The sequence below is a fragment of the Litorihabitans aurantiacus genome (assembly GCF_030161595.1).
In the GTDB taxonomy this organism is placed as follows: Bacteria; Actinomycetota; Actinomycetes; order Actinomycetales; family Beutenbergiaceae; genus Litorihabitans; species Litorihabitans aurantiacus.
This window is the reverse complement of sequence record NZ_BSUM01000001.1, coordinates 724,280-749,849: the sequence shown is the minus strand read 5'-3', so window position 1 is coordinate 749,849 and position 25,570 is coordinate 724,280. Positions and strand designations below refer to the sequence as shown.

At 73.6% G+C, this 25,570-nt stretch carries 23 protein-coding genes; 10 read left to right on the top strand and 13 right to left on the bottom strand.

Translation table 11 applies throughout. The features are described 5' to 3' along the window. The first annotated feature begins 76 nt into the window (after positions 1 to 76). The 3 genes from glgX to QQK22_RS03490 are packed head-to-tail and all read left to right on the top strand — an operon-like array spanning position 77 to position 3,538. On the top strand, positions 77 to 2,401 hold the full coding sequence (glgX, locus tag QQK22_RS03500) for a glycogen debranching protein GlgX (protein WP_284249434.1): 2,325 nt from the start codon (positions 77 to 79) through the stop codon (positions 2,399 to 2,401). 7 nt (positions 2,402 to 2,408) lie between these two features. After that, positions 2,409 to 3,230 carry a hypothetical protein gene (locus tag QQK22_RS03495; RefSeq protein WP_284249433.1) on the top strand — a complete coding sequence of 274 codons (822 nt, stop codon included), beginning with the start codon at positions 2,409 to 2,411 and terminating at the stop codon, positions 3,228 to 3,230. Continuing rightward, positions 3,164 to 3,538, top strand: coding sequence for a hypothetical protein (locus tag QQK22_RS03490; protein ID WP_284249432.1), 375 nt, complete (start codon positions 3,164 to 3,166; stop codon positions 3,536 to 3,538). The genes QQK22_RS03495 and QQK22_RS03490 overlap by 67 nt, the downstream gene beginning before the upstream one ends. Positions 3,539 to 3,559: 21 nt before the next feature. On the opposite strand, the gene QQK22_RS03485 is transcribed toward QQK22_RS03490, so the two are convergent. Next, on the bottom strand, positions 3,560 to 4,174 hold the full coding sequence (locus tag QQK22_RS03485) for a GrpB family protein (RefSeq protein ID WP_284249431.1): 615 nt from the start codon (positions 4,172 to 4,174) through the stop codon (positions 3,560 to 3,562). Between the two features lie 76 nt (positions 4,175 to 4,250). Here QQK22_RS03485 and QQK22_RS03480 point away from each other — a divergent pair, with 76 nt between their 5' ends. The 5 genes from QQK22_RS03480 (at position 4,251) to glgB (ending at position 13,204) form a co-directional block, all read left to right on the top strand. Next, a complete protein-coding gene (locus QQK22_RS03480) occupies positions 4,251 to 5,201 on the top strand; it encodes a type IV toxin-antitoxin system AbiEi family antitoxin domain-containing protein (RefSeq protein WP_284249430.1) in 951 nt (316 codons plus the stop codon). A 436-nt stretch (positions 5,202 to 5,637) separates the two neighbouring features. Further along, positions 5,638 to 7,695 (top strand): maltotransferase domain-containing protein, encoded by a 2,058-nt coding sequence (locus QQK22_RS03475; RefSeq protein ID WP_284249429.1) that lies wholly within the window; start codon positions 5,638 to 5,640, stop codon positions 7,693 to 7,695. Continuing rightward, positions 7,692 to 9,350, top strand: coding sequence for a maltose alpha-D-glucosyltransferase (gene treS / locus QQK22_RS03470; RefSeq protein WP_431310123.1), 1,659 nt, complete (start codon positions 7,692 to 7,694; stop codon positions 9,348 to 9,350). The genes QQK22_RS03475 and treS overlap by 4 nt, the downstream gene beginning before the upstream one ends. A 45-nt stretch (positions 9,351 to 9,395) precedes the next feature. Next, a complete protein-coding gene (locus tag QQK22_RS03465) occupies positions 9,396 to 10,178 on the top strand; it encodes a maltokinase N-terminal cap-like domain-containing protein (protein WP_284249428.1) in 783 nt (260 codons plus the stop codon). 206 nt (positions 10,179 to 10,384) lie between these two features. Continuing rightward, positions 10,385 to 13,204, top strand: coding sequence for a 1,4-alpha-glucan branching protein GlgB (glgB, locus tag QQK22_RS03460; protein WP_284249427.1), 2,820 nt, complete (start codon positions 10,385 to 10,387; stop codon positions 13,202 to 13,204). An 81-nt stretch (positions 13,205 to 13,285) separates the two neighbouring features. Here the strand turns inward: glgB and QQK22_RS03455 are convergent, their stop codons facing one another. The 3 genes from QQK22_RS03455 to QQK22_RS03445 form a co-directional block, all read right to left on the bottom strand. After that, positions 13,286 to 14,233 carry a tetratricopeptide repeat protein gene (locus tag QQK22_RS03455; protein ID WP_284249426.1) on the bottom strand — a complete coding sequence of 316 codons (948 nt, stop codon included), beginning with the start codon at positions 14,231 to 14,233 and terminating at the stop codon, positions 13,286 to 13,288. A 78-nt stretch (positions 14,234 to 14,311) separates the two neighbouring features. Beyond that, positions 14,312 to 15,316 carry a DUF8094 domain-containing protein gene (locus QQK22_RS03450; protein ID WP_284249425.1) on the bottom strand — a complete coding sequence of 335 codons (1,005 nt, stop codon included), beginning with the start codon at positions 15,314 to 15,316 and terminating at the stop codon, positions 14,312 to 14,314. Further along, positions 15,313 to 16,659 carry a hypothetical protein gene (locus tag QQK22_RS03445; RefSeq protein WP_284249423.1) on the bottom strand — a complete coding sequence of 449 codons (1,347 nt, stop codon included), beginning with the start codon at positions 16,657 to 16,659 and terminating at the stop codon, positions 15,313 to 15,315. Before QQK22_RS03445 ends, QQK22_RS03450 begins: the two co-directional genes overlap by 4 nt. Positions 16,660 to 16,814: 155 nt before the next feature. On the opposite strand from QQK22_RS03445, the gene QQK22_RS03440 reads away from it, so the two are divergent. Both QQK22_RS03440 and QQK22_RS03435 read left to right on the top strand, forming a co-directional pair. Then, complete coding sequence (locus QQK22_RS03440; RefSeq protein WP_284249421.1) at positions 16,815 to 18,305, top strand: DivIVA domain-containing protein; 1,491 nt, start codon at positions 16,815 to 16,817, stop codon at positions 18,303 to 18,305. A 10-nt stretch (positions 18,306 to 18,315) separates the two neighbouring features. Next, entirely contained in the window at positions 18,316 to 18,717 is a 402-nt protein-coding gene (locus QQK22_RS03435) for a hypothetical protein (RefSeq protein WP_284249419.1), read from the top strand. 28 nt (positions 18,718 to 18,745) lie between these two features. Here the strand turns inward: QQK22_RS03435 and QQK22_RS03430 are convergent, their stop codons facing one another. From QQK22_RS03430 to atpD, 9 genes are all read right to left on the bottom strand, one after another. After that, positions 18,746 to 19,108 carry an alpha/beta fold hydrolase gene (locus QQK22_RS03430; protein ID WP_284249418.1) on the bottom strand — a complete coding sequence of 121 codons (363 nt, stop codon included), beginning with the start codon at positions 19,106 to 19,108 and terminating at the stop codon, positions 18,746 to 18,748. Next, positions 19,075 to 19,536, bottom strand: coding sequence for an alpha/beta fold hydrolase (locus QQK22_RS03425; protein WP_284249417.1), 462 nt, complete (start codon positions 19,534 to 19,536; stop codon positions 19,075 to 19,077). Before QQK22_RS03425 ends, QQK22_RS03430 begins: the two co-directional genes overlap by 34 nt. A 2-nt stretch (positions 19,537 to 19,538) precedes the next feature. Continuing rightward, positions 19,539 to 20,279, bottom strand: a complete 741-nt coding sequence (locus QQK22_RS03420) for an alpha/beta hydrolase (RefSeq protein ID WP_284249416.1) — start codon at positions 20,277 to 20,279, stop codon at positions 19,539 to 19,541. A gap of 34 nt (positions 20,280 to 20,313) precedes the next feature. Further along, a complete protein-coding gene (locus QQK22_RS03415; RefSeq protein WP_284249415.1) occupies positions 20,314 to 21,990 on the bottom strand; it encodes an ABC-F family ATP-binding cassette domain-containing protein in 1,677 nt (558 codons plus the stop codon). A gap of 57 nt (positions 21,991 to 22,047) precedes the next feature. Beyond that, positions 22,048 to 22,353: a hypothetical protein gene (locus tag QQK22_RS03410; RefSeq protein ID WP_284249414.1), complete on the bottom strand. Its 306-nt coding sequence runs from the start codon at positions 22,351 to 22,353 to the stop codon at positions 22,048 to 22,050. A gap of 258 nt (positions 22,354 to 22,611) precedes the next feature. Continuing rightward, a complete protein-coding gene (gene nucS / locus QQK22_RS03405) occupies positions 22,612 to 23,397 on the bottom strand; it encodes an endonuclease NucS (RefSeq protein WP_284249413.1) in 786 nt (261 codons plus the stop codon). Next, positions 23,394 to 23,807: a DUF2550 domain-containing protein gene (locus QQK22_RS03400; protein ID WP_284249412.1), complete on the bottom strand. Its 414-nt coding sequence runs from the start codon at positions 23,805 to 23,807 to the stop codon at positions 23,394 to 23,396. Before QQK22_RS03400 ends, nucS begins: the two co-directional genes overlap by 4 nt. Positions 23,808 to 23,816: 9 nt before the next feature. After that, positions 23,817 to 24,083: a F0F1 ATP synthase subunit epsilon gene (locus QQK22_RS03395; RefSeq protein WP_284249411.1), complete on the bottom strand. Its 267-nt coding sequence runs from the start codon at positions 24,081 to 24,083 to the stop codon at positions 23,817 to 23,819. Further along, positions 24,083 to 25,543: a F0F1 ATP synthase subunit beta gene (atpD, locus tag QQK22_RS03390; protein WP_284249410.1), complete on the bottom strand. Its 1,461-nt coding sequence runs from the start codon at positions 25,541 to 25,543 to the stop codon at positions 24,083 to 24,085. The genes QQK22_RS03395 and atpD overlap by 1 nt, the downstream gene beginning before the upstream one ends. Positions 25,544 to 25,570: the final 27 nt, after the last annotated feature.

Here is a 25,570-nt window from a genome sequence, read left to right as displayed (position 1 = left end):
GCCCCTACCCTGCCACCTGGGGGCGCGCGCGGGGCGCGGCTCAGGTGTGGGAGCAGGGGTGGAAGCATGGGGCGCGATGACTGAGACTATCGATCACGCCTCCGCCGCCGACCCCGCCGGCCCGGGCGCCCCCGCGCCCGCCCCGCCCGCCGAGCGCGGCGCACGCAGCCTGGCGCGCCTCGGGGTGCACGTGGTGGGCGACGGCGTCGACGTCGTCGTGGCCGCGTCGCAGGCCGACGCCGTCGACCTCGTGCTCCTTCGCGCCACGGAGGGCGAGCCCGACGGCGAGCGCCGCGTCGGTCTGCTCCGCGCACGGCACGGCCTGTGGCACGCGCACGTGCCCGACGTCGCCCCGGGCACCCGCTACGGGCTGCGCGTGCACGGCGCGTGGGATCCGGCGTCGGGCCAGATGCACAACCCGGCCAAGCTGCTGCTGGACCCCTACGCACGCGGCGTCGAGGGCGAGATCGCGTATGTGCCGGAGATCTTCGGCCACGTGGTCGCCGACGCCCGTGAGACGCACACCGGCCTCGAGGTGCGCGACGACCGCGACAGCGCGCCCTTCGTGCCGCACGGCGTCGTCCTGGCCCCGTCCGACCCCGCCGAGACCGCCCGCCGCCAGGCGGCCCGGCCGCGCACGCCCTGGTCGCGGACCGTGGTCTACGAGGCGCACGTGCGCGGGTTCACGCTGCTGCACCCGGATGTGCCCGAGGAGCTGCGCGGCACGTACGCGGGCCTGGCGCACCCCGCCGTCGTGGCGCACCTGCGCGGCCTCGGGGTCACTGCGATCGAGCTGCTGCCGATCCACGCGTTCGTGACCGAGCACGCCATCGCGGCGCGCGGCCTGCCCAACTACTGGGGCTACTCCACGCTGGGCTACCTTGCGCCCGAGCCGAGCTACGCCACGGCCGCCGCACGCGAGGCGGGGGCGGACGCCGTCGTGGCCGAGGTGCGGGCGATGGTCGACGCGCTGCACGAGGCGGGTATCGAGGTGATCCTCGACGTCGTCTACAACCACACGTGCGAGGGCGGCCTCGACGGCCCGCTGCTCAGCCTGCGCGGCCTCGACAACACCGGTTACCACCTGCACGACGGCGGCTCCCCCGCCCGCTACGCCGACGTCACCGGCACGGGCAACTCGCTGGACTTCCGCCGGCAGCGCGTCGTGCAGCTCACACTCGACTCGCTGCGGTACTGGGCCGGGGAGGTCGGCGTCGACGGCTTCCGGTTCGACCTCGCCGTGACCCTCGGGCGCCGCGCGGGCGAGTTCGACCCCGACCACCCCTTCCTCGTGGCGCTCGCGAGCGACCCGGTGCTCGCGGACGTCAAGCTGATCGCCGAGCCGTGGGACGTCGGGCCCTCGGGATGGCGCACCGGGCAGTTCGCGCCGCCGATGCACGAGTGGAACGACCGCTTCCGCGACAGCGTGCGGCGGTTCTGGCTGGCCGACGCGCGCGCCCTCGCGCACGGGCAGTCCGGCACGCCGCACGACATGCGTGACCTCGCGACCCGCCTGGCGGGGTCGGCCGACATGTTCCACCACCTCGACCGCGGGCCCGCCGCGAGCATCAACTACGTCACCGCGCACGACGGCTTCACGCTCGCGGACCTCGTCACCTACGACCACAAGCACAACGAGGCCAACCTCGAGGACAACCGGGACGGCAGCGACAACAACCTGTCCTGGAACCACGGGGTCGAGGGGCGTGTGCCCGCCGGGGCGCCGGGGTCGGAGGTGCGGCCGGTCCGACGCCGCTCGATGCGCAACGTGCTCGGGACGCTCCTGGCCTCCGCCGGCACCCCGATGATCACGGCCGGTGACGAGTTCGCCCGGACCCAGCGCGGCAACAACAACGCCTACTGCCAGGACTCCGACATCTCGTGGGTGGACTGGGACCTCGCGCCCTGGCAGCGCGAGCTGAAGGAGACCACCTCCCACCTGCTCGCCCTGCGGCGCGAGCACCCGGCGCTGCGGCCGGCGCGGTTCGCCTACGGCCGCGGCCGCTCCAGCGACCCGTTCATCGACCTCGCGTGGTTCGCGGCGGACGGCGGGGAGGTCGACGGCGACGCGTGGCACGACCCCTACCGTCGCGTCCTGCAGATGCGCCGCTCGGGCGGTGCCGCGCTGCACCCGCGCTCGGCCGACGGCGTGGCTGCAGCATCGCCGTCGGGCGCCGCGTCCTCGCCCCGCGACCTGCTCGTGGTGATCAACGGGTCGCTGAACGAGGTCGAAGTGGCGCTCGCGCCGTCGCGCACCGACGGGTGGGAGCTGGTGTGGGACTCCGTGTGGGACACGCCGGGCGAGGTCGCCGAGGCGGCGGCCGCCGGTCTCGTCGAGGTCGACGGCGGCGCTCGCGTCCCGCTCGAGGCGCTCTCGATCCGCTACTACCTCTCGCGCTGAGGCCCCGGTGACCGACGCGCCCGTGCCCCACCTGCCGCCGTCGGGCGAGCGCGTCACCCACCTGACGAGGCGGCAGTGCGAGCGGTTCTTCCGCCGCCAGGGGCTGCCGCTGCTCGTGGACTCCCACAGCGTCGCGCGCGACGTCTTCGGACGCTCGGCGCCGTTCCTGGTGGCGGTCGTGCTCCTGGAAACGATCACGCTGGTGGACCGGGAGTGGACCTGGTGGCAGAACCTGCTCGCCGTCGGCGGTGGCCTCGTGGCGGTGCTGGGGCTCTACGCGCTGCTGAACGTGGTGCGCGGGCGGCCGTGGGCGACGGCGCCGCAGTCCGTGCGCTGGCCCGAGCTCGCGTTCGTCGTGCTCGCCCCGCCGGCCGTGGCGCTCGCGCTCGTGGCGGGCTGGCGGACGGCGCTCGCGCTCGCCGTCGTCAACGTGCTCCTGCTGCTCGCCGTCCGCTTCCTCGTGGGGCTCGGGCTGCTGGCGACCCTCGGCTGGGGGCTCTCCCGCGTGACGGACGAGCTGGGGTCGTCCCTGCGGCGGCTGGTGCGGCTGCTGCCGCTCGTGCTGATCTTCTCGATCGTGCTGTTCTTCACCACCGAGGTGTGGCAGGTCTTCGACCGCGTCTCGGGGCAGGCCGACATCGCGCTCGGCGTGCTGTTCGGGGCGGGGATCGTGGCGCTCACCGCGGTGGGGGCGCGGCGCGAGGCCGAGGCGGTGATCCTCGACGCCGCCCCGCACGCCTCCCCGCGGCGACCACCTTCAGCGTGGCGCAGCGCCGCAACATCGTGGCGATGGTGGCGGCCTCGCAGCTGCTGCAGGTGCTCGTCGTGAGCCTCGCGACCGGCGTCTTCTTCGTGCTGCTCGGGGTGCTGACGATCACGCCCGAGACCCGGGAGGCGTGGGCGGTGGCGGGCGGGACGTGGCAGGTGCGCGACCTGCCGTTCCTCGGCGCGTCCCTGATGATCGACCAGACCCTGGTGCGAGTGGCGGTGGCCCTCGCGACCTTCAACGGGCTGTACTACGCGATCAACGTCCAGGTCGACGCCGCCTACCGGACCGAGCTCGTCGAGGACGTCGCGGCGCAGCTGCAGGACGTGATTCGCGTACGCGAGCACTACCTCACGCTGGTGCGGCGATAGGTCGCGCGGGGCGCCGGGGCGTCAGCGCGGGCCGTCGGGCCGGAGGCCGGCCCACACCTCGAACGCGGCCTGCACCTCGTCGAGGTGAGCGGTCTTGGCCCGCGTGTAGTCGTCGTAGTCGGCCTTGCCGATCTCCCGCGCCGCGAGCTCGCGCTTGACCGTCTCGTAGCGCCGCCTCTCGCCGTCGTGCGCGCGCAGCCAGTCGCGGAACGCGACCGTGTACCGGCCCCACGGGGAGTCGGTGCGGCGCACGTGGAGCACGGCCGCCTCCTCCGCGTGGAACCACAGCGACTTCGCCCACACCTTCGCGGGCACCTGCGCGCTGCCCCGGGGCACGTCGTGGTTCACGCCGGGCGAGTCCGGACGCGAGCCCTCGGCCCGGGCCCACCCGAGCGGCACCAGGCGCGCGGCGACGGCGGCGTCGTCGGGCAGGGGCAGGATCCGCACCTGGAGGTCGAGGTACGGCTTCGCGGCCAGGCCGGGCACCGCCGTCGACCCGATGTGGTCGGCGACGATCGCGCCACCGCCCGGGAGGTCCGCGAGCGCCGCGCGGACGACGGCGAGCACGCCCTCGGCGCGCACCGGCCACGTGGGATCGGGCGGACTCAGGGCGGCGGGGTTCGACGGCGTCGTCACCCGCCCACGGTAGGTCCCGTCCACAGGGCGGCGGGGACGGTTGCACGCGAGTGGGGACGCCCGGGACGGTCGTCCCGTGACGCGAGCCCTGACGACCGACCAACGGCGCCACCTGAACGCGCTCGCCGCGTCGCAGGACGGGGTCGTCTCACGAGACCAGCTGATCGGTGCGGGGCTGTCCGACCGCCATGGCCACGACCGCGTGGTGGCCGGGCGGTGGCGCCGGATCCTGGACGGGGTGTACCTCACCCACACCGGGCGGATCGGCTTCCGCGAGCGGTGCTGGGCGACGCTCCTGCACTGCGGCGAGGGCGCGACCCTGTGCCGGTCCACGGCGGCCCGGCTCCTCGGGCTCGAGCATCCTCCGTCGCCGAGAATCCAGGTCGTGGTGCCGCACGCCCGCCGTGTCGCCGCTCCGTCCTGGATGGAGGTGTCACGCCAGCGGCGGCCCCTCTCGTGGGGCGGCAGCCCGGCCCGCACCCCCGCCGAGGTCACGGCGCTCGACCTGTGCGACGAGACCGAGGACGTCGACACGGTCATCGGACTGATCACCTCCGCCGCGAGGCTCCAGCGGGGCACGGGGCACCTGCGACGCGAGCTCGCACGACGGCGGACGGTGCGCCACCGGGCGGTGCTGCAGGATCTGCTCGTCACTCGCGGGATCGAGTCCGTCCTCGAGCACCGCTACGTGCGTGGTGTGGTGCGCGCCCACGGCCTCCCGATCCCGAGGATGCAGCACACGGACGTGGTGGAGGGTCGACGCATCCGCAGCGACGCCGTGTTCGAGGAGTACGGCACGCGGGTCGAGCTGGACGGTCGGCTGCACGAGGCGCTGACCGACGACGACGTGTGGCGTGACGACTGGGTGGCGGTCGACTCCGGGCACCTCACCCTGCGCCTGCGCTACCGGCACGTGGTCGGCCGACCCTGCCGGAGCGCGGCGCTCACGGCGGGCGCCATCCGCCGCGGCGGGTGGGCCGGACGACCGCTTCCCTGCGGCCCGGGGTGCACCGTGAACAGTCGGTGACCGCCGCCGTTCCTCCGCGCCCGATGCCTGCCGCTGGATCCCCTCCCAGCACCCGGAGAGTGCTCGTGGGGAAGTTCCGGACGGCGGGGCCGTCTGGAACTTCCCCACGAGCGCCCCCGGCGGGCGCGGCGGCGAGCGCGACGGTGAACGTCGACGGCGACGCACCTGCTGGCGCCCATCTCGACGCCCGACCACCCCACCTGACGCCACAGGCCGCTCGTGGGGAACTTTCGGATGCCGGAGCCGTCCGGAACTTCCCCACGAGCGCCCTCGGGCCGCCGGGCGGGCTGGGTCGGGCGACGTCGGAGGGCCGGGGGGCAGGTGGTGGCGGTCGGCCGGCGGGCCGGGCCGAGCACGGCCGCCAGGGCGACGCCGCACGGCGCGCCCCGCGACAGGATCAGTGACCCCACTGGCTCTCCCCGGCTAGGTTCGTACCGTGACTTCGACGACTCAGGCGAACTCGACGACCCCGCAGCCCACGCCGTCCGCGCCCATCGGTCGCATCCCGGTGGTCGACGTCGGCCCCACCATCGAGAACGGCCGATGGCCGACCAAGGCCGTCGTGGGCGAGGTCGTCCCGATCCGGGCGACCGTGTTCCGCGAGGGGCACGACGCCGTCGCCGCCACGCTGGTACTCACGCGCCCGGACGGCACCCGCGCGAGCGCCACCACGATGACCAGCGTGAACGCCGGCCTCGACCTGTGGCACGGCACCGTGGTGCCCGACGCCGAGGGTGACTGGACCTTCCACGTCGAGGGCTGGTCGGACCCGTGGGGCACCTGGACGCACGACGCCGACATCAAGGTCCCCGCCGGGATCGACGTCGAGCTCATGCTCACCGAGGGCGCCCTGCTCCTGGACCGCGCCGTCGCGACCCTGACGGCCGCGACGGCGAGCACCACGAGCGACGCCGCGCGCACCCTCGCCTCGGCCGCCGCCGCCCTGCGCGAGACGACCTCGCCGCCGCTGGCGCGCCTCGCCGTCGCCCGCAGCCGCGAGGTCACGGACGCGCTGGCCGCGCGCCCGCTGCGCGACCTCGTCACCACCGGCACCGCCTACCCGCTGCGCGTGCACCGCACCCGCGCGCTGACCGGCGCCTGGTACGAGCTCTTCCCGCGCTCCGAGGGCGCGTGGCAGGACCCCGACACGGGGCAGTGGCGCTCCGGCACCTTCGCGACGGCGGGCGAGCGCCTCCCGCAGATCGCCGAGATGGGCTTCGACGTCGTCTACCTGACTCCGATCCACCCGATCGGCACGACCAACCGCAAGGGGCCCAACAACACCCTCACCACGGTGCCGGGCGACCCGGGCTCCCCGTACGGCATCGGCGCGCCCGAGGGCGGGCACGACGCGATCCACCCCGACCTGGGGACCTTCGACGACTTCGACGCGTTCGTCGCGCGCGCCCGCGAGCTCGACCTCGAGGTGGCCCTCGACATCGCGCTGCAGGCCTCGCCCGATCACCCCTGGGTGGCCGAGCACCCCGAGTGGTTCACCACCCGCGCCGACGGCAGCATCGCCTACGCCGAGAACCCGCCGAAGAAGTACCAGGACATCTACCCCCTGAACTTCGACAACGACCCCGAGGGCATCTACGTCGCGATCCGCGACATGCTGCTGCTCTGGATCGAGCACGGTGTGACGGCGTTCCGCGTCGACAACCCGCACACCAAGCCGCTGGACTTCTGGGAGCGGATCCTCGGCGAGATCCACACCGCGCACCCCGAGGTCGTCTTCCTGTCGGAGGCGTTCACCCGCCCGGCGATGATGCGCACGCTCGCCGCGGTCGGGTTCCACCAGTCCTACACCTACTTCACGTGGCGCAACACGAAGGAGGAGGTCGAGGAGTACCTCGAGGAGGTCTCCGGCGACCTGGGCGCCGTCATGCGCCCCTCGTTCTGGCCCACGACGCACGACATCCTGACGCCCTACATGCAGCAGGGCGGGACCGCGGCGTTCGCCATCCGTGCCGCGCTGGCCGCCCTTGCGAGCCCCACCTACGGCATCTACGCGGGCTACGAGCTGGTGGAGAACGTTCCTCGGCCGGGCGCGCAGGAGCAGATCGACAACGAGAAGTACCAGTACGTCGCGCGCGACTGGGAGGCGGCCGACCGCCTCGGGATCGCGCGGCTGCTCGGCCTCCTCAACGACGTCCGGCGCCGCCACCCCGCGCTGCAGCAGCTGCGCAACCTCACGCTGCACGAGACCTCGGACGAGAACATGGTCGCGTTCTCCAAGCACCTCCCGGCCGAGCACTCCCCCACCGGGAAGGCCGACACCGTCCTCGTGGTGCTGACCCTCGACCCGTTCACCACGCGGGAGGGCGTCGTCACCCTCGACCTGTCCGCCCTGGGCGTCACGCGGGCCGACGCCGGTGCCTCCGTCACCGTGCGGGACGAGCTCTCCGGTGAGCAGTGGCGCTGGGGCAGCGAGAACTACGTCCGGCTCGACCCGCGCGGCGCCGTCGCGCACATCCTGGAGGTCCACGCGTGAGCGCGCCGACGAACGACATCACCCCCACCACCCTGGTCGACGCGCGCAGCGACGACACCGAGTGGTACCGCACCGCGGTCTTCTACGAGGTCGTGCTGCGTGCCTTCGACGACTCTGACGGCACGGGTTCCGGTGACATCAAGGGCCTGATCCGCCGCCTGGACTACCTGCAGTGGCTCGGCGTCGACTGCCTCTGGCTCCCGCCGTTCTTCCCGTCGCCGCTGCGCGACGGCGGCTACGACGTCGCCGACTACACCGCGGTCGCGAGCCAGTACGGCACGATCGAGGACTTCGAGCAGCTCGTGGCCGAGATCCACGCGCGCGGCATGCGCCTCGTGATCGACCTGGTCATGAACCACACCAGCGACGCGCACCCGTGGTTCCAGGCCTCGCGCAGCGACCCGAGCGGTCCGTTCGGCGACTTCTACGTGTGGCGCGACGACAACACCGAGTACGCCGACGCGCGCATCATCTTCATCGACACGGAGACCTCGAACTGGACGTTCGACCCGGTGCGCAAGCAGTACTTCTGGCACCGGTTCTTCTCCCACCAGCCCGACCTGAACTTCGAGAACCCGGCCGTCAAGGACGCGATGTTCGACGTCGTGCGCTTCTGGCTGCGCACCGGCGTCGACGGGTTCCGGCTCGACGCCGTCCCCTACCTCTTCGAGGAGGAGGGCACCGACGGCGAGAATCTGCCCCGCACGCACGAGTTCCTCGCGGACCTGCGCGCGATGGTCGACGCCGAGGCGCCCGGCACGCTGCTCCTGGCCGAGGCGAACCAGTGGCCCCAGGACGTGGTCGCCTACTACGGCACGCCCGAGCGGCCCGAGTGCCACATGTGCTTCCACTTCCCGGTGATGCCGCGCATCTACTACGCGCTGCGCGACCAGCGGGCCACCAACATCCGCGAGATCCTCGCGGAGACGCCCGACATCCCGGTCGGTGCGCAGTGGGGCACGTTCCTGCGCAACCACGACGAGCTGACCCTCGAGATGGTCTCGACGAACGAGCGCGCCGCGATGTACGGCTGGTACGCCGAGGACCCGCGGATGCGCGCCAACGTCGGCATCCGCCGCCGCCTCGCCCCGCTCCTGAACAACAGCCGGGCCGAGATCGAGCTGGCGCACGCGCTGCTGATGTCCCTGCCGGGCAGTCCTTGCCTCTACTACGGCGACGAGATCGGGATGGGCGACAACATCTGGTTGCCCGACCGCGACGGCGTGCGCACCCCGATGCAGTGGACGCCGGACCGCAACGCCGGCTTCTCGAGCGCCGACCCCGGCAAGCTGTACCTGCCGCTGGTGCAGTCGCTCGTCTACCACTACAACTCTGTCAACGTGGAGGCCAACCAGGCGCAGCCGACGTCGCTGCTGCACTGGGTGCGCGGCCTCCTGGCCGTGCGGCGCCAGCACCCGGTGTTCGGCACGGGCGAGTTCGTCCCGCTGCCGTGCGACGAGGAGTCGGTGCTCGCATTCCTGCGCCGCGACCCCGAGCGCGGCGGCGAGACCGTCCTGTGCGTCGCGAACCTCGCCAACACCCCGCGCACGGCGACGATCCAGCTGCCCGACATCCCGAACGCCACGCTGACGGATCTGTTCGGCGGATCGCAGTTCCCCCGGTGGTCCCGACGCCGCAGGGCGGGGGCGGCGTGATGCTGACGTTCGGATCGCGCGACTTCTTCTGGCTGGGGGTCACCCGTGGCTGAGATCCACGACACGACGATGGAACCGAGCCGCCTCGAGCTGCTCGCCGCGTGGATGCCGCGGCAGCGGTGGTTCGCGGGCAAGGGCCGCGCACCGCAGCTGCGCGTGGTCGGCGGATACCGACTCGACGACCCCGCGGGCGAGGTGGGCGTGCACGTGGTGATCGTGGCCGACGACAGCGGTTCCGCACCGGTCGTCTACCAGGTGCCGCTGACGTACCGCGACTCCGAGGCGCCCGGACTGGGTCGCGCCCTGGTCGGGACCACCCAGCACGGCGTGCTCGGCGAGCGGTGGGTGTACGACGGCGCGCACGACCCCGTCTTCGCCGCCACCTTCCTCGACCTGCTGACCGGCCGCACGGCCGCGCAGGACCCGAGCGTCAGCGACACGCCGCAGCCGCGCGTGGCCGGTCACACCCCGGGCGACGCCTCGCACCTGCGCCTCGTGGAGCACACCGTGCTCGCGGGCGAGCAGTCCAACACCTCGCTCATCTGCAGCCTGGTCTCGGAGCCCTCGGGCGTCGTCATGCCCGCGATCATGGTCAAGCTCTTCCGGGTGCTGGCAGCCGGGGACAACCCCGACGTGGTCGTGGCCGGCACGCTGAGCGGCGCCGGGTCGCCCTACGTGCCCGCCGTGTTCGGGCACGTCAGCGGGGTCTGGAGCGATCCTGCCGGCACGAGCAGCGATGACGACGGCGACGGCGGTGCCCCCTCCTCGCCGGCCACCTCGCGTTCGCGCAGGAGTTCCTGGCGGGCGTCGAGGACGCCTGGCGCGTAGCGTCGCGGGCGGCGCTGGCCGGGGAGGACTTCTCGACGCAGGCGCGCGAGCTCGGCGTCGCGACCGCCGGGATCCACACCGCGCTGGCATCCTCGCTCGGCACGTCCCCGACGGGGGCCGCCGAGCGGGACCGCGTCCTCGCGAGCCTGCGCACCCGTGCGGCGACGGCGGTCGCCGAGGTCCCCGAGCTCGCCTCGCGCGGCGCGGTGATCGAGGCCGCGCTGGCGCAGCTGGAGCACCTGGTCAGCTGGCCCGACCTGCAGCGCGTTCACGGCGACTACCACCTCGGCCAGGTGCTGCACGCGGGAGACCGCTGGCTCGCGATCGACTTCGAGGGCGAGCCGATGCGGCCGCTCGCCGAGCGGTCCTTGCCCGACCTCGCGCTGCGCGACGTGGCGGGCATGCTCCGCTCGTTCGACTACGCGGGTGGCAGCGCCGAGCACGCGGGGACGCCGGCCCGGGACTGGGTCTCGGCGGCGAGCGCCGCGTTCCTCGACGGCTACAGCGAGGCTCTGGCCAGCGGCACGGTCGACGGCGGGTCGCTCGCCGACGACCCGCTCCTGCGGGCGCTCGAGCTCGACAAGGCCCTGTACGAGGTCGTCTACGAGAACCGCAACCGTCCCGACTGGCTCCCGATCCCCCTCGCGGCGCTCGACCGACTCCTCCCGGACGTCGAGGTCGACGTCGCCCCTCCCGCCACCACGGAAGGAACCGCAGTGACCACTCCCCACGCGGACCCCACCGGCCCCACCCCCGCCGAGCCGACGACTCCGGCGACCCCGACGACCCCGGCGGCCCCGACCACTCCGACCGCGACCCCGACCGCGACCCCGGACGCCCAGCCCCAGCCCGTCGACCACGCAACGGTGGGCGCGCTCGCGCGCGGGGAGCACCCCCTCCCGCACGACGTGCTGGGCGCCCACGTCACCGACGGCGTCGTCACGTTCCGCACGCGCCGCCCGCTCGCGCAGTCCGTGACCTACCGCGTGCTGCGGCCGACCGGCGACGTCGTCGAGGTCGAGGCCGTGCACGAGGTCGACGGGATCTGGGTGGCCGCGCTCGCGGCCGAGGAGGTCCCCGACTACCGGATCGAGGTCGTCTACGACGGCGCCGCGAGCGTCGTCGACGACCCCTACCGCTTCCTGCCCACGCTGGGCGACGTCGACCGCCACCTCCTGGGCGAGGGCCGGCACGAGCGGCTGTGGGACGTGCTCGGCTCGCACGTGCGCACGTTCGACAGCGCGCTGGGCCAGGTGCACGGCACGTCGTTCGCCGTCTGGGCCCCGAACGCCGGCGCCGTGCGCGTCATCGGCGACTTCAACGGCTGGGACGGTCCGGCGGGTGCCATGCGCTCGCTCGGGTCGACCGGCGTCTGGGAGGTCTTCGTCCCGGACGCGGGCGAGGGGTCGCGCTACAAGTACCAGATCCGCGGCGCCGACGGCGTGTGGCGCGACAAGGCCGACCCGATGGCCCGCGCGACGGAGGTCCCGCCGTCGACCGCCTCGGTCGTGACCGCCAGCAGCTACGCCTGGGGCGACGACGCGTGGATGACGGCGCGCGCCGCCACCGACCCGCACTCCGGCCCGATGTCGGTATACGAGCTTCATCTCGGTTCCTGGAAGAAGGACCTCACCTACCTCGAGGCCGCCGACCAGCTCGTGGAGTACCTGACGTGGACGGGCTTCACCCACGTCGAGCTGATGCCGCTCGCGGAGCACCCCTTCGGCGGGTCCTGGGGCTACCAGGTCACCTCCTACTACGCCCCGACGGCGCGCTTCGGCTCACCGGACGAGCTGCGCCACCTGATCGACCGGCTGCACCAGGCCGGGATCGGCGTGATCATGGACTGGGTCCCCGCCCACTTCCCCAAGGACTCGTGGGCGCTGGCCAGCTTCGACGGCACGCCGCTGTACGAGCACCCCGACCCCCGCCGCGGCGAGCAGAAGGACTGGGGCACCTACGTCTTCAACTTCGGCCGGACCGAGGTGCGCAACTTCCTCGTCGCCAACGCCGCCTACTGGCTGCAGGAGTTCCACGTCGACGGGCTGCGCGTGGACGCCGTCGCCTCCATGCTCTACCTCGACTACTCGCGCGAGGCCGGCCAGTGGGAGCCGAACGTGCACGGCGGCCGCGAGAACCTCGAGGCGATCTCACTGCTGCAGGAGGCGAACGCGGTCGCCTACCGCGTCGCCCCCGGCGCCGTGATGATCGCGGAGGAGTCGACGTCCTTCCCCGGTGTCACCACGCCCACGAGCGCCGGCGGCCTCGGGTTCGGCCTGAAGTGGAACATGGGCTGGATGAACGACACGCTGCGGTACGTCCACGAGGACCCGATCAACCGCCGCTACCACCACGGCGAGCTGACGTTCTCGCTGGTCTACGCGTTCTCGGAGCAGTTCCTGCTCCCGCTGAGCCACGACGAGGTCGTGCACGGCAAGGGCTCGCTCTACGGCAAGATGCCCGGCGACCACCGCGAGAAGCTCGCGGGCGTGCGCGGGCTGCTGGCCTACCAGTGGGCCCACCCGGGCAAGCAGCTCCTGTTCATGGGCCAGGAGTTCGCCCAGAGCGCGGAGTGGAACGAGGAGCGCGGCCTCGACTGGTGGCACATGGACGACCCGGGCCACCGCGGGGTGGCCGAGCTGGTCCGCCGGCTCAACGAGGTGTACCGCGACCATCCCGCGCTGTGGGGACAGGACTTCTCCCCCGCCGGCTTCCGCTGGCTCGACGCGAACGACGGCGATCGCAACGTCCTGGCGTTCCAGCGCACGGCGGGTGACGACGTCGTGATCGTGGTGCAGAGCTTCTCGGGCCAGACGATCGAGGACTACCGCGTCGGCCTGCCGGGAGGTGGCCGGTGGACCGAGGTTCTCAACACCGACGCCGACCTGTACGGCGGCTGGGGCGTCGGCAACCTGGGTTCCGTCGAGGCGGTGGAGCACAGCCACCACGGTGAGGCGCACTCCGCCACGCTGCGCGTGCCCGCGTTCGGCGCCGTGTGGCTGGTGCGGGAGCCGGTCGAGGACTGAGGACCCGGTACCCGAACGGGCCCGATCCGCAGCGGATGCTGCAGATCGGGCCCGTTCTCGTCGGTGGGCGGGCGCCGCGCCTCAGAAGAGCGCGAGCGCCAGGTTGCGGCGGGCCGCCTTGACCTCGTCCGCCTGGGGGTCGACGAGCTCGAAGAGCTCCACGAGGCGCTTGCGGGCGGTCTCCCGCTCGGTCTCCCGGGTGGCGCGCACGACGGCGATGAGCCGGTCGAACGCGGCGGAGACCCGACCGGCGGCCATCTCGATGTCGGCGGCGTGCAGCTGGAGGTCGAGCGCCGCGGGCCCCATGGCCTCGGCCTTCTCGAGCTCGGCGACCGGGTCGGTCACCCCGTGCAGCCGCTTCATCAGCGCGACCTGGCCGAGGCCGGCCTTCGCGTCCCGGTCGCCGGGGTTCTCGTTCAGGTGCTGGGTGTAGGCGGCCGCCGCACCGTCGAAGTCGTCGACCTCGATCGCCTCGTACGCCTTCGCGAACAGCGGCGGGATCTCCGGCTCCGGCTCGGGCTCCGGCTGGGCGTCGGCCTGCTCGGCACCGGCGACGACGCCGGTCACCCCCGCCTGCGAGGCGGCGGCGAGCACCTGCTCGAGCACCTGGTCCACCTGCTCGGGGGCCGGGGCACCCTGGAACAGCGGCAGCGGCTGCCCCTGGATCACGGCGACGGCGCACGGCACACCCTCGACACCGAACGCCTGCGCCACCTGGGGATGGGCGTCGGCGTCGACGCGGGCGAGCACGAAGCGCCCCCCGTACCGCACGGCGGCCGCCTCGAGCAGCGGCGTCATCTTCTCCCCCGCCGCGGTGCGCGAGGCCCCGATGGCGACGACGACCGGCACGCTCGCCGAACCCTCGACGACCTGCTGGAAGGTCTCCGGGGTCATGTCCACGATCACGCCGGCGGGCGCGGCGGCCCTGGTGGCCTCGGCGGCGGCTGCGGCGCGCTCCTGCGCCGGGGTCGGCTTCTGGAGCGAGGACAGGTCGATCGCGCCGCGCGGATCGAAGTGGGGCTGGGTCACTGCGGGTGCCTCTCGGTCGGTGCGGGGCTCGTGGTGGGACCGGCGTGTCGTGGAACCGGCGTGGTGTGGTGCGGGGTCCTACTCGACCCGCTCCACCGACGCGAGCACGCGCTCGGCGCCGAGGACCTGGATCGGGGTGTCGGCGTCGGCCGGCGGGATCGACAGGGTGACCATCTGGCGGTACGTCGCGCGGGCGGCAGCGTCCAGGGGTTCGTCCCCGACGAACGCCGACCACTCGGGCGACAGCGTCACCGTCGCGTCGGGGACCGTCTTGCGCAGGGTGTAGGCCTGCTCGACGACGCCCATGACGAGTGCCCCGCCGTCGGCGGTCGCGATCGCGAACACCGGCTCCCCGGCGACGGCCTCGCTGCCGACCTCGCCCAGCTCGCCGATCGCCTGGCGCAGGCCGTCGGCCTCCGCGTTGATCGCGAGGCGGAACGGGTCCTCGCCGAAGCCGGCGGCGAACTCGCTCCCGGGGTTCGCAATGACGTCCGCCAGCTGCGCCAGCGCGTCGGTGGGGGTGACCCGGAGCTCGGACTGGTCGTCGGCGATCGGTGCCGACCCGATCTCCGCCGTCGCGAAGGTCGGGGTCTGGACGCCGGGCAGCAGTCGCGACCACGCCACGAGGCGGTAGGGGTCGCGGGGCGCGTCCTGGACCAGGCCCAGGTAGAGCCGGACGGGGCTGCCCTCGACCACGTCGGAGACCGCGAGGATCGAACGGGGCCAGGTGTCGGTGGCGGTGACGACGAAGATGTCGGAGTCCGTGGCCAGCGGCACCGGGGTCTGCGCGCCGCCGGTGGCCGTCTGCAGGGCGTACTGCGTCTGGCGGAAGTCGATCGCGGGCGAGGTCACGCGCCCGCGCATCTGCTCGACGTCGCCCGACGTGTCCGCCGCGGCGATCTGCTCCTCGACCTGGGCGAGGATCTCCTGCGCACGCTCCTCCGTCACGGCGGGCGGTGCGAACTCCGGCGGCGGCGGGGTGGTCATCTCGGGCGCCGGTTCGGGCGCGCACGCGGTCAGCGCGGTGGCGGCGGCGAGCAGCGCTCCCCCGAGCGCGAGTCGGCGACGGCGGATCTCGCTCATCGGTCGTCCTCCTGCGTCTCGTTGGTCTGGTCGGCGTCGTCGGGGTCGGGTGGTGTCGCGACGTCTCCCGTGTCGTCGGCCGTGTCGTCGGCCGTGTCGCCGGCGTCGGTCGGGTCCACGGGGGTCTCACCGTCGCTCGGCTCCTCGGGCGTTCCGCCGTCGCTCGGCTCCCCAGCCACGGTCACGGGGATCGAACCGGTGGTGGCGACGCCCCAGCGCTGGCTCCAGGTGGGTCGGACCGGCTGCCCCTCCGGCTCGGCACCGGTCTCGCCGACGGCGGTCCCAGTGCGGTCGCCGTCGACCTCGGACTCCCCGTCGCCGTCGGTCTCGGCCGCCTGCTGCGCCCGGAGCCAGCCGGGGTAGGCGTCCGGGGCGTCGGTCGGCGGCGACTTCTCCTGCGCCGGGGCGATGTCGGAGGCGATGCGCTCGACGTCGACCGCCGCGAGACGCTCCCGCAGACCGTCGTAGGCACCGGGGCCGTCGACCTCGACGCCGGAGTTGCGCAGCTCGCGGCGCTGGCGGCGCGTCAGCACCGCTGTCTCCGCCGTCGGCGGATCGTGGCTGTCACTCTCCGTCGCGATCGCGGCGGGCACCGCACCGAGCACGGTGGTCGGAGCGTCGTCGACCGCGACGCCCTCCGCGCCGTCGGGTGCGACGGGCGCGGTGGCGTCGCCGTCGTCACCGGACTCGGCAGCCGCCGCAGCCGCCTCCGGCTCGCCCGCGGTCTCCGCGGCGGGGCGGCGGCGCTTCACGAACGACCAGGCGATCAGCGCCAGGCCGACGACGACGCCGGCCGCGCCGCCGTACACGAGCGGCTCGTAGTACGGGGTCGTGACCTCGCGCTGCCACGTGAAGGAGACGGTCGGGGCCGGGCCCTCGGCGCCGTCGCGCACGACGAGCATCACCTGACGGTCCTGCGCCACCTCCTGGGAGAAGGCGAGCTCACCGGCGGCCTGCTCGGTGGTGGTCCACATGTCGCTGCCGACGGGCGAGGGGACGTCGGCGCTCTCGCCCTCGACGTCGGTGACGACGAACGTCTCCCAGTCCACGACGTCGGTGAGCCGCTGCTGCGCGAGCCCGTCCAGCCAGGCGTCGACGTCGACGTCGCGCCCGGTGATGAGGGTCACCTGCTGCTCGGGGTCCGCGGCCGTGATGCGCACGTCGACGTCGGGCGCGTTGACCCCGGCCACCCCGGGTTCGACCACGACGAAGGGCACGTCGGCGGACGGCGACGTCGCCGTCACGGTGTCGGAGGTGCGCCACTGCGTCGCCGACAGGACGCCGAGGACGATGGCGGTGATGCCGAGGAGCGCCACCACGATCCCGGTGATGCGACGAACCATGGTGCGTCTCTCCTCTCCCCTCCCGCGCGGCGCACGGGGACCGATCAGACCTGCGCCCGGGCGGGCCGAGCGCGCGATCCAGGGTACCGGTGGTGCCCGGCCGGATAGGCTGGCGAGTACGGATCTGCCTCCTCACCCGCGAAGGACATCCCCTGATGACCGACGAGCACACCGCCTTCCCCGTCGTCCTGCGGGGCTACGACCGCGCGCAGGTGGACCAGCACGTGAACGACCTCGTGCGCGCCCTGAACGAGGCGCGGCGGCAGGTCGAGAGCTCGGACGCGGAGTCGCTGCGCCTGTCCGGCCAGCTGTCGGAGACGCAGCGCGCGCTGAGCGAGACCGAGGCCCCGACCTACGCCGGTCTCGGCTCCCGGATCGAGCAGCTCCTGCGCTCGGCGGAGGAGCAGAGCACCGACGTCGTGACCCAGGCGACAACCAAGGCGGGTGTCATCACCTCGCGCGCCGAGGCCGACGCGACGCAGCTGCTGGACCGTGCCGAGCGCGAGGCGGCCGACCAGCTCGCCGCCGCCCGGTCCGAGGCCGAGCACACCACGACCTCGGCCGCGACCGAGGCCGACAGCGTGCGCAGCAGCGCCGCCCTGACCGCCGGTGAGCTCGTCTCCTCGGCCGAGCGCGAGGCGCGCGGGATCCGCGGTGCGCTCGAGACGGAGGTCGCCGAGCGGCGCGCCACGCTCGAGCGCGACCTCGCGGCGCGCGAGTCACTCGTGCTGCGCGAGACGACCGAGCTGCGCGTGGCCGCCGAGACCGAGGCGCGCGAGATCGTCGCGACGGCGACGGCGGCGGCCCGCACCGCCCGCGCCGACGCCGAGGCGTACGCCACCACGACGCGCGACTCGGCCCGCGCCGAGGCCGACGCGCTGCTCGCCCAGGCGCGCGGCACCGCCGAGCAGACGCTCGCGCAGGCCCAGGAGCAGGCCGACGAGCTGCTCGAGGCGGCCGCCCGCGCCAAGGCGGACGGCGATCTCGACGTCGCGCGCCGCCGCGAGGCCGCCGAGACGGAGAACGGCGAGATCCACGCCGCCGCGAAGGCCGCCGCGGACCAGCTGGTGACCGACGCCGAGGGGCGTGTGGCCGACGCCGAGGAGCGGGTCGTCGACGCGCTCGCGCGCGCCGAGCAGATCACCTCCTCCTCCGAGGCGAGCGCGCGCGACACCCTCGCGAGCGCCCGGGACCGGGCGACGCGCATCGTCGAGGACGCCGTCGACCAGGCGGACCGCACCACGAGCTCCGCGAGCGAGGAGGCCGACCGCCGGCTCGGCTCGGTGCGGGACGAGGTCGCCGACCTCGAGCGTCAGCGCGAGGCGATCTCCACCTACCTCGACGAGCTGCGCGGGCTGCTCGGGTCCAGCAGCGTGCCGGACGCGAGCCTCATCGCCAAGGCTGACGAGGCGGCGGCGGCGCTCGAGAAGTCGACCAGCGAGGGTGACGAGGACGCCGAGGTCTCGGCGCAGGAGACGGGCACGGCCGAGGACGGCGAGCAGGCCGGCGACGCGACCGAGACGCTCCCCGCCGTCGTCGACGAGGGTGACACCGAGGAGTCCGACGCCGAGGAGTCCGACGCCGAGCAGTCCGACACCGACGCCGAGGAGTCCTCCGACCACGCCGACGCCACCGCGTCGCGCTGACTCCCCGTCCGTGCCTGGGAGCTGGGCGGACGGCCGCCGCGAGGCGGCTGCCGAGCAGGAGCGCCTGCTGCAGGAGCGGCGTGCCGCGGAGTCGGCACGGGCGCAGGCGCTGATCGACGCGTTCGTGGCCACCGCCGCGCAGGACGCCGTCGCGCCCGAACCACTCGTCGTCCAGGGCTACCGCGGCGGTCGCGCGCGGACCGGGCTGCAGGGCTGGTACCTCAAGGCCGACCGCTCGGTCGGCCTCGACACGGACGGCCGGTTCTACGTGCTGCGCGCCGACCTCACCCTGCGCGAGCGGCTGCGCGGCCTCACGCCGCGCCCGCTCCCGCCGCCGCTGATCGTCGGTGAGGGCGGGGGCGACGGCGAGACCATCGACATGGCCGCCGCGCTCGAGCGCCACCGGCGCTGAGGGCCGGCCGCGCCCGCCGAGACGGAGGTCAGCGGGTGCAGCGCCGCCAGAACGCGGCGAGCACCTCCGCCGTCGCGCTCGGGTCCTCGGTGGCGGTCATGTGGCCGGCGTTCGGGATCATCACGAGCTCGGCGTCGCCGCCGTTCGCCCGGATCGCGGTGGCCATCGCCTCGGCGTCGTCCTGGCTGGACAGGGCGTCCTCGCCGCCGCGGACGACGAGTCCGGGGACCTCGAGGTCCTCGAGCGCCTCGAACCGGCTCGACCGCGCGGCCATCGCGCGCTGCGCCCACGCGATCCCGGCGGGCGGCGCCGCGGCGAGCCGGCGGCGGTGCTCGTCCACGACGTCGGGCTCGCTGCTCAGCGCCGTCTCGCCGAGGATGCTGGTGAGCATCGGGGCGACGGCGCCCGCGCCGGCCTCCCCTCGGCGGCGTCCGCGACGCGCAGCCGGTTGGCCCGGGCGTCCTCGGAGTCCGCCGACGCCTTGGTGTCCAGCAGTGCGAGCCCGGCCAGGCGCGACGCGTGGCGCGCGGCGAGCGCCAGCGCGATGTAGCCGCCCATCGACAGCCCGGCGACGACGGCGCGATCCACCCCGAGCTCGTCCAGCGTCGCCGCGACCGCGTCGGCGGCCAGCTCGAGGCTGGGCTCGCCGTCGGGCACCTCGGACTGCCCGAAGCCGGGCGCGTCGAGTGCGATGGTGGGCACGCCGTCGTCGACCAGGTCCTCCACGACCTCGTCCCACATGCTCGCGTCGAACGGGAAGCCGTGCAGCAGCACGAGCGGGATCTGCACCCGCGGCTCCTGGGGTGTCTGCTCGGTCACGGTCACTCCTTCGGTGCGGTGGTCACGGGCCCGTCCCATTCGCTCGGCAGCGGCAGCGCCGCGGGGTTGACGACGGCGAGGACCTGCTCGAGCACCCAGCGGACCGCGGTCTCCCCCACCCAGAGGTGCTTCATGCCCTCGCCCGCGATCACGCGCGCCTGCGGGATGCGCGCGAACCGTTCGCGCGCGGCGTCGGGCTGCAGGTAGTCGTCGTGCTCGGGGACCAACACGACCAGCGGCTTGCCGAACGCGGCCCACGCGTCGAGGTCGGCGTCGGTCGCGCGGTGCAGCGGCGGGGACAGCAGGATCGCGCCCTCGATGCTCGGGTCGGCGCCGTGCTTGAGCACCAGCTCGGTCCCGAACGACCAACCCACCAGCCAGCGCCGCGGGAGGTCGTGGAACTCGCCGTACTCCAGCAGCGCGGCGACGTCGAAGCGTTCGGCGTCACCGCCGTCGAACTCGCCCTCGCTCGTGCCGCGCGGGCTCGAGGTGCCGCGCGTGTTGAAGCGCACGACGGCGACGTCCGCCAGCGCTGGCAGCCGCCACGCGGCCTTGCGGTACACATGGCTGTCCATGTAGCCGCCGTGCGTCGGCAGCGGGTGCAGCGTCAGGAGCGTCGCCGCGGGCGTCGCCCCCGCGGGCCGCGCCACCTCCCCCACGAGAGTCAGGCCGTCGGCGGTGTGGAGCTCGATGTCCTCGCGCGCGGCGGGCAGGATGCTCAGCGGTCCGATCGTGGTGCTCATCGGTTCCCAGCCTACGCACGTGGCCCGGCGCCGGTCAGCGCGCGGCGCGGGCGACGTCCCAGACCGGGGCGTCGCTGGCGCTGACGGCACCCGCGCCGTCGAACACGAGGAAGCGGTCAAGGCCACGCGCGAACCAGCGGTCGTGCGTGACGGCGACGACGGTGCCCTCGAACGCGTCGAGCCCCGCCTCGAGGGCCTCGGCGGAGGCGAGGTCGAGGTTGTCGGTCGGCTCGTCGAGCAGGAGCAGCGTGGCGCCCGAGAGCTCGAGCAGGAGGATCTGGAACCGCGCCTGCTGGCCGCCAGAGAGCGAACCGAACGTCTGCTCGGCCGAGCGCGCGAGGCCGTAGCGGTCGAGCGTGCGGGAGGCCTGCTCGCGCGCCATCCCGGCCCGGTGCTCGTCGCCGCGGTGCAGGATCTCCAGCAGCGTGCGCGCCATCAGCTCGGGGTGGGCATGCGTCTGGGCGAACCAGCCCGGACGGACGCGGGATCCCAGTCGCACGACGCCGGTGTGCGCCACGGGTTCGGGCCGCACGTCCCCCACGGGGCGGTGCTCGACGTCGGGGTCGGAGCCGCCCGCAGCCAGCAGCCGTAGGAAGTGACTCTTGCCCGTGCCGTTCGCCCCCAGGATGCCGATGCGCTCGCCGAACCAGAGCTCGGCGTCGAACGCCCCGGCCAGGCCGGTGAGCTCCAGGCCCTCGACGACGACGGCGCGCTTCGCCGTCCGGCCCCCGCGCAGGCGCATGCTCACCTGCTGCACGTCAGGCACCGCCTCGGGCGGGCCCGCCTTCTCGAACCGTGCCAGGCGGGTCTCGGCCGCCTGGAGCTTGGCCGCCATCGTGTCCATGACCGACGCCTTGGTGCGGTACATCAGCACCAGCGCCTTGAGCTTGGCGTGCTCCTCGTCCCAGCGGCGCCGCAGCTCCTCCAGCCGCGCGTTGCGGTCCTCGCGCGCCTGCGCGTACGTGGCGAACGGTCCGGGGTGCACCCAGAGGGTCGCGCCGGCCGCACCCGGCTCGAGGGTGGCGACGCGCGTGGCGACCTGGTCCAGCAGCTCGCGGTCGTGGCTGATGAGCAGGACGGTCTTGCCGCACTCGCGCAGCGCGCGCTCGAGCCACCGCTTGCCCGGCACGTCGAGGTAGTTGTCCGGCTCGTCCAGGAGGAGCACCTCGTCCGGACCGCGCAGGAGCGCCTCGAGCACCAGCCGCTTCTGCTCGCCGCCCGAGAGCGTCGAGACCCGGCGGTGCTCGGCCCGGTCGAACGGCAGCGACATCGCCGCACTGGTGCACATGTCCCAGACGGTCTCCTGCTCGTAGCCGCCCGCGTCCGCCCAGTCCGCGAGCCCCTGGGCGTACGCCATCTGCGCGGGCTCGTCGTCGACCGTGAGCATGCGGTCCTCGGCCGCCAGCAGCGCCTGTCCCGCGACGCGCACGCGCTCCGGGGCCACGCCGATCAGCAGCTCGCGCACGGTGGTCTCGTCGCGGACGGAGCCGATGAACTGACGCATGATGCCGAGACCGCCGGTGCGCACGACGGCGCCGTCGTCCGGGAGCAGGTCGCCCGCGAGGATGCGCGAGAGCGTCGTCTTGCCCGAGCCGTTCGGGCCCACCAGCGCCATCCGGTGGCCCTCCCCCACGCGCAGGTCGACGCCGCCGAGCAGCGGACGGCCGTCGGGGAGGGAGTAGGTGATCTGGCTGAGGTCGATGTGGCCCACCGCTGCACTGTGCCCGACGGCGCGGGGTGCCGTCACCTCGATAAGGCGGCGGGCGCCTCAGCGACGGGTCGGGCGGCGACCGCTGCGCCAGCACGAGGTGTGCCAGTGGCGCCTGTCCTCGAGCCCGGCCTGCGCACCGAGCAGGTGGTCGTCCGGCCACGCGACGGTGTGCGGCGTGCCGGGCGGGATCATCTGGTCGCAGCCCGGGCAGCGGTAGGACTTCTCGCTCCCGCCGGTGCTGCGGACCTTCCAGGCGCGCCCGTCGCCGGTGGTCTCACCGCGGGTCCACCCCTGGGTGAGGCGGTCGACGTCGAGCGGCACGTGCTCGCTGCCGTACGCACGCTTGCTCGACCGGCGACCCATGCCCCGACCCTACGCGCCGCTCCATCTGCCGGCCCACCCGCCGTCCAGCCCACCAACCACCCCGGGCACCCCGATCGCCGGCCCCCGTCGACGAGAACGCCCTGTGCTGCTCGAGATGGCCGTCCGACCAGCGCAGAGCGTTCTCGGTCGACCTCGTTCGAGGCGAGAACGGCGGGTGCGGCTCGAGATCGCGGTCCGAGCCGCACAGGGCGTTCTCGGCACCAGCGTCGGATCGCCCGACCGCCGGCCCGCCCGCGGTCAGAAGAGGCGGGAGTCCGGGTCGTCGACGCCGCGCATCGCGTCGTAGTCCAGCAGCAGGCAGTCGATGCCGCGGTCGGTCGCGAGGGTGCGCGCCTGGGGAGCGATGCTCTGCGCCGCCAGCACACCGCGCACCGGCGCCAGGTGCGGGTCGCGGTTGAGCAGCTCGAGGTAGCGGGTGAGCTGCTCGACGGCGTCGATCGTCGCGCGCCGCTTGATCTCCACGGCGACGTGGCGGTGGCTCGTGGCTGCGGTGTCGACCTCGACCGTCACCTCCACCGCTCCCCCGACGCCGGTCGCCGCGCTCGCACCGCTCGCCGCCCCCGCGCGCCCCGGCACCCGCACCATGAGGTCGACGGGCCCGATCGCCGTCGGGAACTCCCGCCGCACCAGCGTGTGACCCGTGCCCACGAGCTCGACCTGCTCCGCGAGCAGCTTCTGCAGGTGGGCCTCGACGCCGTCCTTCTGCAGACCGGGGTCGACGCCCAGCTCGTGCGCGGAGTCGTGCACGACGTCGTGGAGCGAGACGACCAGCTTGTCGTCGGTCTTGGTGGCGCTCACCGTCCAGACGACGGTCACACCCTGCTCGGCCTGATCCGCCGTGGGCTCGGAGACCTTCAGGGTGCAGGGCGGGCTCATCCAGTTCAGCGGCTTGTACGAGCCGCCGTCGGAGTGGACGAGGACCGATCCGTCAGCCTTCACCATCAGCACGCGCGGGGCGAGCGGCAGGTGGGCGGACAGCCGGCCGGAGTAGTCGACGGCGCACGTGGCCACGACGATCCTCACAGCGACATCTCCCTCGGGGGTTGGGACTCCAGCCACGACGACAGGCCCGAGTACTGCCCCGACCGCATGGCCAGGACGAACTCGCGGCCGTCCACCTCGCACGACACCTCGAAGATGCGCGACGGCGTCACGGCGGCCGAGGGGTCCCGCGCGTCGCGGCTGCGGACGTGGAACCGCGCCCGGGACCACGAGTGGTCCGGGCGCGGGTCCAGCGAGATCAGGCGGTACCAGTGCAGCGAGTCGGCACCGTAGTGGGCGATGCCGGACGCCCAACCCGTGGGCGTGCGCAGCGCGCACTCGAACGAGCCGACGCGGTGACCCAGGGTGCGCAGGCGGAGGAAGAAGACCCCCGCGAGCGCGAGCACCAGGCCCACGACCACGACGAGCGCGATCCAGACGACACCGGGCACCGAGGCGGCTCAGCCCTCGGCGTCGACGACGACGGTCACCGAGTCGTCGTCGAACGAGACGAAGCCCGACTCGACGGCGAACTCCTCCGCCGCGCCACCACCGGTGGCGCGCACGCGGACGGTGCCGGCGCGCAGCAGCGAGAGGACGGACTCGTGCCCGGGGAGCAGACCCATGTCGCCCTCGGCCGCCGGCACACTGACGCCCGCCGCCGTCCCGGACCACAGCACGCGGTCCGGGGCGACGATCTCGACGGTCAGCTCTCCGCGTCCGGCCATCAGCGCAGCTCGGACTGGATGCGGGCCCAGTTGCGCTCGAGGTCCTCGAGGCCGCCGATGTTGAAGAAGGCCTGCTCGGACATGTGGTCGAACTCCCCGTCGGCGATCTTGCCGAACGCCTCGACCGTCTCGGTCAGGGGCACCGTGGAGCCCTCGACGCCGGTGAACTTCTCCGCCATGTAGGTGTTCTGCGAGAGGAACTGCTCGATCCGGCGCGCACGCGCGACCGTGATTTTGTCCTCCTCGGAGAGCTCGTCGACACCGAGGATCGCGATGATGTCCTGCAGCTCCTTGTTCTTCTGCAGGATCGACTTCACGCGGGTCGCGGTGCGGTAGTGGTCCTCACCGACGTACTGCGGGTCGAGGATCCGGCTGGAGGAGGCCAGCGGGTCCACGGCCGGGTAGAGACCGCGCGAGGCGATGTCTCGCGAGAGCTCGGTGGTCGCGTCGAGGTGCGCGAACGTGGTGGCCGGCGCCGGGTCGGTGTAGTCGTCCGCGGGGACGTAGATCGCCTGCAGCGAGGTGATCGAGTGACCGCGCGTGGAGGTGATGCGCTCCTGGAGGAGGCCCATCTCGTCGGCCAGGTTCGGCTGGTAGCCCACGGCGGAGGGCATGCGGCCCAGCAGCGTGGAGACCTCGGAGCCGGCCTGCGTGAAGCGGAAGATGTTGTCGATGAAGAGCAGCACGTCCTGCTTCTGGACGTCGCGGAAGTACTCCGCCATCGTCAGGGCGGACAGGGCCACGCGCAGACGCGTGCCCGGCGGCTCGTCCATCTGGCCGAAGACGAGGGCGGTCTTGTCGAAGACGCCCGCCTCCTCCATCTCGACGATGAGGTCGTTGCCCTCACGCGTGCGCTCACCGACACCGGCGAACACCGACACACCACCGTGGTTCTGGGCGACGCGCTGGATCATCTCCTGGATCAGGACGGTCTTGCCGACGCCGGCGCCACCGAACAGACCGATCTTCCCGCCCTGGACGTAGGGGGTGAGGAGGTCGATGACCTTGATGCCGGTCTCGAACATCTGCGTCTTCGACTCGAGCTGGTCGAACGCCGGCGCCTTGCGGTGGATCGACCAGCGCTCGGTGATCTCGAGGCTGTCGGCCGGGACGTTCAGCGGCTCGCCGATGACGTTGAAGACGTGGCCCTTGGTGACGTCGCCGACCGGCACCGTGATGGGGCCGCCCGAGTCGCGCACCTCGCCGCCGCGGACCAGACCGTCGGTCGGCTTCAGCGCGATCGCGCGCACCAGGTTGTCACCCAGGTGCTGCTCGACCTCGAGCGTCAGTGTGGTCGGACCCTCGGCGTCGCCCACATCGATCGTGGCGGTGAGGGCGTTGTAGATCTCGGGCAGGGTGCCCGAGGGGAACTCGATGTCGACGACGGGGCCGTTCACCCGGGCGATACGCCCCGTACCGGCGCCGACCGTCGTGGGAGCCTCGGCAGCTTCAGCAGTCATGGTTGTCCTTGTCAGTAGCTCGGTCGG